Raw genomic sequence first — 9,721 nt, forward strand, 5'->3', positions numbered from 1 at the left:
CCGCGGTCCTGGACGGCACGGGCGTGGGCCAGAACGTCCTCGTCGACCTGGAAGGCGCGTTCCGGGTCAAATCCCAGGACCTTCTTCAGGGCTGCGACTTCCTCAGCGCCGAGGGCGGAGCCGTGGATCTTGCCGGTGTTCTGCTTCTTCGGCGCCGGGTACCCGATGATGGTCCGCAGGGAGATGATGGAGGGCTTGCCGGTTTCGGCCTTCGCGGCGAGCAGTGCGGCGTGCAGTTCCTGTACGTCTTCGACGTATTCGCCGGTCCGGGTCCAGTCGACCCGCTGGGTGTGCCAGCCGTAGGCCTCGTAGCGGGCCAGGACGTCCTCGGTGAACGCCACATCGGTGTCGTCCTCGATCGAGATGTGGTTCTCGTCGTAGATCACCACGAGGTTGCCCAGTTCCTGGTGACCGGCGAGCGAGGACGCCTCGGAGGTGACGCCTTCCTGCAGGTCACCGTCGGAGGCGATCACCCAGACGGTGTGGTCGAACGGGCTCGTGCCGGCGGGAGCGTCGGCGTCGAACAGGCCGCGCATCCGGCGCTGGGAATAGGCGAAGCCGACCGCGGACGCCAGGCCCTGGCCCAGCGGGCCGGTGGTGATCTCCACGCCCTTGGTGTGCTTGTACTCCGGGTGGCCCGGGGTCAGCGAGCCCCAGGTCCGCAGCGCCTCCAGGTCCTTCAGTTCCAGGCCGTAGCCGGAGAGGAACAGCTGGATGTACAGGGTCAGGGACGTGTGCCCGGGGGACAGGACGAACCGGTCGCGGCCCAGCCAGTCCGGATTCGCCGGGTCGTGGCGCATCAGCTTCTGGAACAACAAATACGCGGCCGGAGCCAGGCTCATCGCCGTCCCCGGGTGGCCGTTTCCGACCTTCTCCACCGCATCCGCGGCCAGCACCCGGACGGTGTCCACCGCGCGCTGGTCCAAGTCAGTCCATGACAGTTCTTGCTCTTCCAAATGTGGCACGAAAACCGGGCCCCTCTCTGTGCTGACGGCCGGCGGTACGCTCTTTTCCCGCCCGGGCACAGTTCGGTGCCCGCTGCGGTTCGTACCAGCCGTTCACCATCGAAACGTTGATCTATCATTCAGACGCAGATGCAGAGCCGCGTGTTCCGGCAAGTGCCTAAATGCGTGCCCGTGTGCGCTGATCTAATGACAGCCTAGTCCCATTCCACTTTGTGGTCAGCGTATATCTCACCAATTGGACCTGATTTCGCTTATATGAATCACCGTCCGCCGCGGGGCCGGTGAGCCGGCGTTAACGCGCCGGAATCATGGCGCGGCATTCGGCGGCCGTCCGGCCCGGAGCTCCACGGTATGATGGGTGGTGGCCTTCGACTGGGGCAAGGACACGGGTGTGCGCCGAGCGCGGAGCCCGGTCTGCAGCACAGTGCGTTGCGAAATCCACCCGGGGCTGCCCAGCCAGACAGAACTGCACAGCCAGACAGAACAGAGTGACTGCCACCGTGAGCACAACTAATACGCCGCTGAACGCCTCCCCGGCCTCGGGAAGAATGGGCTTCGGCCGCAAAGCCAAGGCCTACCTGGCGCTCACGAAACCCCGCGTGATCGAGCTCCTGCTCGTCAGCACGCTGCCCACCATGATCTATGCCGAACGTGGCTTCCCGTCGATCGGCCTGATCCTGGCGACGCTGGTGGGCGGCGCGTTCGCGGCAGGTTCCGCCGGCGCCTTCAACTGTTACATCGACCGCGACATCGACAAGCTCATGCACCGCACGGAGAACCGGCCCCTGGTCACCGGTGAGGTCACACCCCGCGAAGCCCTCATCTTCTCCTGGCTGCTGGGCGCGGCGGCGATCGCCATCCTCTGGTTCGGGGCCAACCCGCTCGCCGCGTGGCTCGGGCTCGGCGCCATCGTCTTCTACGTGGTCATCTACACCATGATCCTGAAGCGGCGCACGGCCCAGAACATTGTCTGGGGCGGCGCCGCCGGGTGCTTCCCGGTCCTGATCGCCTGGGCCGCCGTCACCAACACCGTCGAGTGGCCCGCCGTCGTGCTGTTCATGGTGATTTTCCTCTGGACCCCGCCGCACTACTGGCCGCTGTCGATGCGTTACGGCGAGGACTACCGCAACGCCAACGTACCGATGCTGGGCGCCATCGCCGGTGCGAAGGTGGTGTCGGTGCAGGTGGTCCTCTATGCCTGGGCCATGGTGGCGTGTTCGCTGCTGATGATCCCGGCCGGTGGTGCCGGCTGGGTCTACACGGTGACCGCCGTCGGCGCCGGTGCCTGGTTCCTGTACGAGTCGCACGCCCTGTACAACCGCGCCCAGGCCGGCGACGTTTCCAACAAGGGAGCCATGAAGGTCTTCCACGGCTCCATCAGCTACCTGACCCTGCTCTTCATTGCCCTGGCCGTCGACCCGTTCGTCGGCTCGGCCGTCATGGGCGGCTGATCCCCCCGTTCATCTGCCTGACGCTCCCTCACCACTGGTGGGGGAGCGTCAGCTGTATCAGGGGGACGGTCCTTTTCGGTCCCGGGGTATCCTTACGAACCGGCCCGGCGACACAACCCCAGGGGGAGCCCGTGATCAACCGCAGCGACGTACTTCAGGCGCAGAACCGCATCAGTGGCCACGTGCGGCGCACACCGTTGCTCCGCGGGGGTACCGCTGCCGCCCCGCTCTGGTTCAAATGTGAGTTCCTGCAGCACACGGGCGTCTTCAAGGCCCGCGGCGCCTTCAACCGCCAGCTCGCCGCCCGGGAGCGCGGGGAGCTGGACTCGGCCGTCGGCGTGGTGGCGGCGTCAGGCGGCAACGCGGGTTTGGCGAACGCGTACGCCGCCGCGGCCCTCGGTGTGCCGGCGACGGTGTTCGTCCCGGAGAATGCCCCGCGGGTAAAGGTCGAGCGTCTCCTCGCGTACAACGCCACGGTCCGGCAGGTCGGCGCCGAGTACGCGGAGGCGTTCGCGGCCGCAATGGACTACGTGGAAGATACCGGCGCCCTGTTCTGCCATGCGTACGACCAGCTGGAAATCGCGGCAGGCGCGGGCACCCTGGCCGAGGAAATCCTTGAGGACGAGCCCGGCATCGACACGATCGTCGTCGCCGTCGGCGGTGGCGGACTCTATGCGGGCGTGGCGGCAGCTGCCGAGGGCCGGGCCCGCGTCGTCGCGGTCGAGCCCTTCACCATCCCCACGCTGCGCGCGGCCCTCGACGCCGGCCGTCCGGTCGATGTGGCGGTTTCGGGCGTCGCCGCGGATTCCCTCGGGGCCAGGCGCGTGGGTGGCATCGCCTTCAGCATCGCCTCACGCGTCCCGCCGGCCTCTGTGCTGGTGGACGACGCCGCCATCGTCGCCGCCCGGTCACAGTTGTGGAGCGATTACCGGATCCCCGCCGAATACGGGGCTGCGGCTGCGTTCGCGGCGCTCACGTCAGGGGCGTACACACCCGCCGAAGGGGAACGCGTCGCGGTGATCGTCTGCGGGGCGAACACCGATGCCTGCACGCTGGAGAACGACCCGCGCAGGGACTGAAGGGTGCCGACTGAACTCTGCCGACTGAACTCTGCCGACTGAAGGGTGCCGGCTGAACTCTGGCGACTAACCGTGCCGGGAAGCGGCGCTGCCGGCCGGCTGCCGGTCCGGATGGTAGCGGGCCGAATAGTGCTGGTCGAAGCGGGTCCGCGCGATCCGCCCGAGCCGTTCGACGGTGTGCCAGCTGATGACCGCAATGAGCAGGGTCACCACGATGGCGGACACCGCGATGAGCGGTGGCAGATCGGCCGTGGAGCCGCCGTTGAGCCAGAGAATGACGGCGTAGTTCCAGAGGTACGCGGCGTAGGAGACGGTGCCCAGCAGCTGCACCGGACGCGTCCACTTCGGCATCACTGCGGTACGGGAGGCGGCCAGCGCGACCAGGACAGCCGCGGCGGCCATGGCCAGCGGGCCGCCAATGAACATGAAGGCCGGCGTTTCGTTGGCCTTCGGGAAGTAGATCAGCGCGGCCAGGACGGCGACGGAACCGACCAGGGCCGCACGCCTGAGCCATCGGCCGGTGAACCAGTTGAACACATGGACCCTGTACAACCGCAGGGCCGAACCGATGATCAGGCCCAGCCCCCACGTGGTCGGAAGCGCGTAGACCAGCGAGTGAAGTTGCGGGGCCAGGGTCACCATTGCCAGCACACTGGCCGACATGAGGAACAGCGCGACGGCGGCGGACCAGCCAATCAGCCGTCCCTGGCGGTTGCGCCGCAGCGCGAGCACCAGCAGCGCGGGCCAGATCAGGTAGAACTGTTCTTCCACCGCCAGCGTCCAGAGCGGCCCGATCGCCATGCTGACGTCGAACGGCAGGGGGAGGTCTTTGAGGTAGCCCAGACCGGCGAGGACCGTGTAGCCCACGATTCCCTTGGATCGGTCACCGAGGACGTCGGTGGCCAATTCGACGATCGCGTATACGCCCAGGAGAGAGACCAGGGCCGGCACCAGCCGGAAGGCCCTGTGCGCGTAGAAGCGTCCGTAACGAATTTTTCGGTGCCGTTCGATATCGCCGACCAGCACGTTGGTGATCAGGTAACCGCTCAACACGAAGAAGGCAATGACACCCACGATGCCGGCGCCCTGGAATATGCCGGGCCAGGAATGTCCGAGCAGGACCGCGCCCACGGCGGCACCCCGCAGGACGTCCAGGCCGTCCAGCCGCGGGCGCTTTGCAGTATGTTGGACCGTCTGTGCGGGCCTTTCGCGGACTAGTAACGCCACATATCCTCCGGTGCCTCTGTCTGGCCGGTTCCGATTCCAGCTGCATCAAGGCAAAACCGCGCCGTCCGTCTATCCATGGATGCGATTGCGGCGCGAGTTCTGCGCCCTATCCAAGTATTCCCGCCCTGGCTGGACGAAACCTGACGCCGGCTCTGCGGCTGCCCGGCTCTGCGGTTGCCCAGCTAAAGGGCGGGCCCGAAAAGGGGCCACAGCATCCAGTATTCCGAAATCTTTCCCGTTTGGACAAGTGACTGGCCAGTAACCGGGCGTCGAGGGGGGCGCCTTAAGGCTTCTTTAGAGATTGTGGGCCACCAGCTCCAGCCCGATTACCAGCAGGCTCAACACGACTTCGGCGAACATGATGGCGGCCTTGTGACGGAACGGGATCTCGAGGCGGCGGATCGCGAGGAACCCGACGATGCCGAGCGAGACAACCAGAACAGCGACTGCCCACCCGAGGGCAACGGCCGTCGACCACAGACCAAGGCCGGCTGCCGTGAGGAGGAGCAGCGGGGTGACCAGGACGCCGAGGCCGCCCGCGCTGACCGTGATCATGTGGTGCAGCTCGTCACCGGTGGGAAGCTTCGAATGAACAGTCAGGTGGCTCAGGAGGTCGGCGACGAAAATCCCCAGCAGGGAGCCGATCACCACGATGCTGAGCGTCGCCGCCGCTGCCAGCGGCGTGGTCTCGTCCGCGTGACTCCGAAGCGCCAACACCACGGCCAGGCTCGTGAAGATGATGTAGACGCGTTCTTTGAGGCTCGCCGCGCGTTGGCGGGCTGAGGGTGAAGGTGGCACGGTCGGTTCTGTCGCTTGCATCAGAGAAGGCCTTCCGGTCAGCGTCACGGGAACGAACGAGGAAACCCCACGGCCGCGACGATCCATGTCCATGCCATCCCATAGTCCACCCGGAAATCCCGTCAAGGCCAGCCCCCGGGAGGTGAATGCGGTACTGGTCATTTTTGCCGCAGCGCCCGTACGAGTGCCCAGACAGCGACAGACAGCAATCGCGGGGCCACTTACGGCCCGTCCGGGCGTGCCGGAAGGGCGGTAAGCGACCCCGCGATGCTTTTGTTCAGGGTGCTGCGGCTGGTTAGTCCATCGGGTTAATCCACCGGGCTGTAGCGGGCGAGGTCTGCGGCGTTGGTCGCCGCGCTCATCAGCAGCGCCGCCGCCAGCATGTGAGCGCCGACGAGCAGCGCCGGGATGCCGTTGTAGTACTGCGTGAAGCCGATTGCGGCCTGCAGCACCGTGACGCCCAGGAGCATGAACACCGCGGAGCGGAACGGCCCCTGAATCCGGCCGCGGACCACAAGGACCAACGCGAACAGCGCGCCGGCGGTCACCAGGTAGGCGGGCACGGCGTGGATGTGCGCGAACAGGTCCCAGTCGAGGTCGTTGCGCGGGGCGTTCGCGTCCCCGGCATGCGGACCGGCGCCGGTTACCACCACACCGAGGCAGACCGCGACGGCCGAGAGGACCGCGACGGCGGTCATCACCGGGCGCGCAACGCCCGGCAGGGCGGGAAGCTGCACGGTCCGGGCCTTGCCCGTACGGTCGTAGGCCCGGTTCACCAGAAGGGTCGCGAGGACCACGAGGGCCATGGACACGAGGAAGTGCAGGCCCACGACCCACGGGTTCAGCTGGGTCAGCACCGTGATGCCGCCGATGACGGCCTGGGCCGGGATGCTTGCGAGCAGGCCGAGGGCCAGCAGGAAGAGGTCGCGGCGCTCCTTGCGGAGGTTCCACAGATAGACCAGCATCATCACGGCGACGGCCGCCAGCGCAAACGTCAGGAGCCGGTTGCCGAATTCGATGATTCCGTGGATCCCCATTTCCGGGGTGGTCGCCAGGGATCCCTCCGTGCAGCGCGGCCACGTGGGGCAGCCGAGGCCCGAGGCCGTCAGGCGGACGGCGCCGCCGGTCACCACCAGGACGATCTGGCCAATGAGGGACAGCACGGCCAGCCGCCTGACCGTCTTATCGACGCGGACTGGCAGCCGGGAGGTGATTCCGGAGACAATCCGGGGAGTTCGTGACGCCGTGCTCACAGTTTTCTCAATTCCACTTAAACCAACGGGTTGCTGCGCCGCCGGCGATCGCCGTCCAGAGCAGCAGGACAAGAACGGCGGCACCATTGACGCTGCCGTCCAGGAAAGCATCCCTCAGCGCCTGGCCCAGCGCGCCGGAGGGGAGGAAATGCACCACGGCCTGGGCCAGCGCCGGGATCCGTTCGGCCGGAATCACGATTCCGCCAAGCGCGCCGAGCAGGATCCAGAGCAGGTTGGTGATGGCCAGGGTCGCCTCCGGCCGCACCGTCCCGGCGACCACCAGCCCGAGTGCCGTGAAAGCGGCGGCGCCGAGCACCAGGATGGCCAGCCCGGGCAGCCAGCCCGCGGGATTGGGCTGCCAGCCCAGCAGCAGGGCCACCGCGGTCACGATGAGCACCTGCAGGAACAGCACCGCCAGGACGGCCAGGACCTTCCCCGCAATCAGGCCGGTGCGGCCCAGGGGTGTCGTGGAAAGAAAGCGCAGGACGCCGTAGCGGCGGTCGAAGCCGGTGGAGATGCCCTGCCCGGTGAAGGCTGTCGACATGGCGCACAGGGCCAGGATGCCGGGGACGGCGACATTGATGCGGCTCGAACCGAGTCCGTCCAGCAGGGGAGTCACGGTCAGGCCGACCATGGCCAGCAGCGGCAGCACTATCGCGAGGATCAGCTGCTCGCCGTTCCTGAGCATGGTGACTGTCTCGTACTGCCCCTGCAGCAGGATGCGGCGCAGCAGGGACGCGGGGGCGCTGCCATGCGCGGCGGGGGGCGCGCCGGCACGGCGTGCGCTCTCCAGCGGGGCGCCACCAGTTACGCGGGTCATCGGATCTCCCTTCCGGAGATGTCCAGGAAGACATCCTCGAGGCTGCGCGCTTCAAGGCTCAGGGAGCTGGGCATGATCCCGCGCTGGGCCCACCACGCGGTGATCGCGGCGAGGTCGGCGGGCGTCAGGGCTCCGGTCACGGCGTAACTGCCGGCCCGCGCCTCGGTGACGTCGACGCCGTCGGGCAGCACGCCGGCGAAGTCCAGGCCGGGTTCGGTTTCGAACAACAAGGTGCGGATGTGCTGCGACGCGTCGCCGGCCGGGAGCTGGTGGCGCAGGAGCTGGGCGACGGTGCCCTCGGCGACGTTGCGGCCGGCGTCGATGATGTAGACGTAGTCCGCCAGCCGCTGGGCGTCGTCCATCAGGTGCGTCGTCAGGATGATGCCCATGCCGCTGTTCCGCAGTTCGGAGATGAGATCGAAGACCATTTGGCGGGACTGCGGGTCGAGGCCCGCGCTGGGCTCGTCGAGGAACAGGACCTCCGGATTGCCGACCAGCGCCGCGGCCAGGGCGAGGCGCTGTTTCTGCCCGCCGGACAGGCGCCGCACGTTGGTGCGGCTGAAGGAGTCGATGCCCAGGCGGCCGATGAGTTCATCCACCGGCCACGGGTCCTGATACATGCCGGCGATGTGCCGCAGCAGGGGGATGGGCCGGGCCGACGGCGGCAGGCCGCCGTCCTGCAGCATCACGCCCACCCGGGCACGGAGGCCCGCGCCGGCCGAATCCGGATCGTGGCCGAGTAGGCTGATGGCGCCGGCGGTGCGCTTTTGCAGCCCCTGGGCGCATTCGATGGTGGTGGTCTTGCCCGCGCCATTGGCGCCGAGCAGGGCCGTGACTTGGCCGCGTTCGGCGATGAGGGAAAGGCCGCTGACCACGCGCAGCATCTTGCCGTCGAGGGTGGGCAGTGGACCAACATCCTTGACAAGCCCGCTGATGGTCAAAACGGGGGATTCGGGAGATCGCACCACAGCATTCTACGCGATGTAGTACGTCGGCCCCTCGGAGGGGCGGTCCCGCAGGCAAGCCATGCCTTACTGGAATGCCGGACTAAATTACGACATGATTGTGTTGTGTATTCCATGAGCGCCCCTGTGTCCGGAACTACGGTGTCCGGAGCCGCTGTTTCCGGAGCCGCTGTTTCCGGAGCCGCTGCGTCCGCAGTCCCGTCCGGGCGCGGCGCCGCGCGCGTCAGGCCTGCCCGGGCACACATGGCTGCCGTTCCGGACGCCGTTCCCGCGGCCGCCGGCACCCACGCGCACGACGCCGAAGAGCGCACGCGCGACCGCGTCCTGAACGCTGTGCTGGAACACGGACCCATCAGCGCAGCCGAACTCGGCGACCTTCTGGGCTTCACTCCGGCCGCCGTGCGCCGCCACCTGGACCACCTCGCGCGCACCGGCGTAATTGAGGTCAAGCGGGTTGCCCGCGCCGGTGCCGGCGCCGGACGGCCCGCCCGCCGCTACGTCCTGAGCTCCCAGGGCCAGTCGAACCTGGGCAACGACTACCTCGACATCGCCTCCGTGGCGCTGCGCCGGCTCGGCGAGGCGGCCGGCCCCGAGGCCGTGCGGCAGTTCGCCGTCGAGCGGTTCGCCGACATGGAGCGCCGCTACGCGCCGGAGATCGAGCAGGCAGGACCGGACATCACGGCCCGCGCCCAGGCTCTCTCCGCGGCGCTGAGCCGCGACGGGTTCGTCGCCTCGGCGCAGTCGATCGAAGCCAAGGCCCCGCTCCCGGCGGCGCTCTCCAGCGTCCAGCTCTGCCAGGGGCACTGCCCCATCCAACACCTGGCTGCCCAGTTCCCCGTGTTCTGCGACGTGGAGACTGACGTGTTCTCCCGGCTGGTCGGCGTCGATGTGCGCCGGCTGTCCACCCTGGCACGCGGCGGGCACGTCTGCACCACCCACATACCTACGGGCCGTCCGGCCGCCGTCGGGACTCCCAGTCCCGCTGCACCGGTCAACCCGGACGAAGTATCCAACCATCTCCAAGAAAGGCCGTGATGACGGACCAACTATCAGAGAAGAAGGTTGCTGGCTCTACTGTGATTTCGGAGATTCTGGAAAAGAATCCCGAGCTCCACGGAATTGGCACCTATGAGTACGGCTGGGCCGACAAGAACGACGTCGGG

Annotated in this window: 8 protein-coding genes and 1 pseudogene; 3 read left to right on the forward strand and 6 right to left on the reverse strand. The window is 67.8% G+C overall.

Annotated features, from left to right (window positions below; genetic code table 11):
* Positions 1–956: pseudogene (locus Y706_RS29995) on the reverse strand (transketolase); the annotation flags it as partial.
* Between the two features lie 497 nt (positions 957–1,453).
* Here Y706_RS29995 and Y706_RS0103675 point away from each other — a divergent pair.
* Both Y706_RS0103675 and Y706_RS0103680 read left to right on the forward strand, forming a co-directional pair.
* Positions 1,454–2,416: a heme o synthase gene (locus Y706_RS0103675; RefSeq protein WP_028275505.1), complete on the forward strand. Its 963-nt coding sequence runs from the start codon at positions 1,454–1,456 to the stop codon at positions 2,414–2,416.
* Between the two features lie 131 nt (positions 2,417–2,547).
* Positions 2,548–3,495 carry a threonine/serine dehydratase gene (locus Y706_RS0103680; RefSeq protein ID WP_028275506.1) on the forward strand — a complete coding sequence of 316 codons (948 nt, stop codon included), beginning with the start codon at positions 2,548–2,550 and terminating at the stop codon, positions 3,493–3,495.
* Between the two features lie 66 nt (positions 3,496–3,561).
* Here Y706_RS0103680 and Y706_RS0103685 read toward each other — a convergent pair whose 3' ends face one another.
* The 5 genes from Y706_RS0103685 to Y706_RS0103710 form a co-directional block, all read right to left on the reverse strand.
* Positions 3,562–4,722: an acyltransferase family protein gene (locus Y706_RS0103685; protein WP_253906683.1), complete on the reverse strand. Its 1,161-nt coding sequence runs from the start codon at positions 4,720–4,722 to the stop codon at positions 3,562–3,564.
* Between the two features lie 294 nt (positions 4,723–5,016).
* Complete coding sequence (locus Y706_RS0103695; RefSeq protein WP_028275508.1) at positions 5,017–5,541, reverse strand: hypothetical protein; 525 nt, start codon at positions 5,539–5,541, stop codon at positions 5,017–5,019.
* A 287-nt stretch (positions 5,542–5,828) separates the two neighbouring features.
* Positions 5,829–6,773 (reverse strand): COX15/CtaA family protein, encoded by a 945-nt coding sequence (locus Y706_RS0103700; RefSeq protein WP_028275509.1) that lies wholly within the window; start codon positions 6,771–6,773, stop codon positions 5,829–5,831.
* Between the two features lie 7 nt (positions 6,774–6,780).
* On the reverse strand, positions 6,781–7,593 hold the full coding sequence (locus Y706_RS0103705; protein ID WP_028275510.1) for an ABC transporter permease: 813 nt from the start codon (positions 7,591–7,593) through the stop codon (positions 6,781–6,783).
* Positions 7,590–8,558: an ABC transporter ATP-binding protein gene (locus Y706_RS0103710; protein ID WP_028275511.1), complete on the reverse strand. Its 969-nt coding sequence runs from the start codon at positions 8,556–8,558 to the stop codon at positions 7,590–7,592. Before Y706_RS0103710 ends, Y706_RS0103705 begins: the two co-directional genes overlap by 4 nt.
* 243 nt (positions 8,559–8,801) lie before the next feature.
* Here Y706_RS0103710 and Y706_RS0103715 point away from each other — a divergent pair, with 243 nt between their 5' ends.
* Complete coding sequence (locus tag Y706_RS0103715; RefSeq protein ID WP_028275512.1) at positions 8,802–9,593, forward strand: helix-turn-helix transcriptional regulator; 792 nt, start codon at positions 8,802–8,804, stop codon at positions 9,591–9,593.
* The last annotated feature ends 128 nt before the right edge of the window (positions 9,594–9,721 follow it).

This window comes from Arthrobacter sp. I3 (genome assembly GCF_000520575.1).
In the GTDB taxonomy this organism is placed as follows: Bacteria; Actinomycetota; Actinomycetes; order Actinomycetales; family Micrococcaceae; genus Arthrobacter; species Arthrobacter humicola_A.

Bases quoted from the DNA above. Each gene is read 5' to 3' on its own strand.
- Y706_RS0103695 (WP_028275508.1), bottom strand. From the start codon at position 5,541: ATGCAAGCGACAGAACCGACCGTGCCACCTTCACCCTCAGCCCGCCAA.
- Y706_RS0103705 (WP_028275510.1), bottom strand. From the start codon at position 7,593: ATGACCCGCGTAACTGGTGGCGCCCCGCTGGAGAGCGCACGCCGTGCC.
- Y706_RS0103715 (WP_028275512.1), top strand. From the start codon at position 8,802: ATGGCTGCCGTTCCGGACGCCGTTCCCGCGGCCGCCGGCACCCACGCG.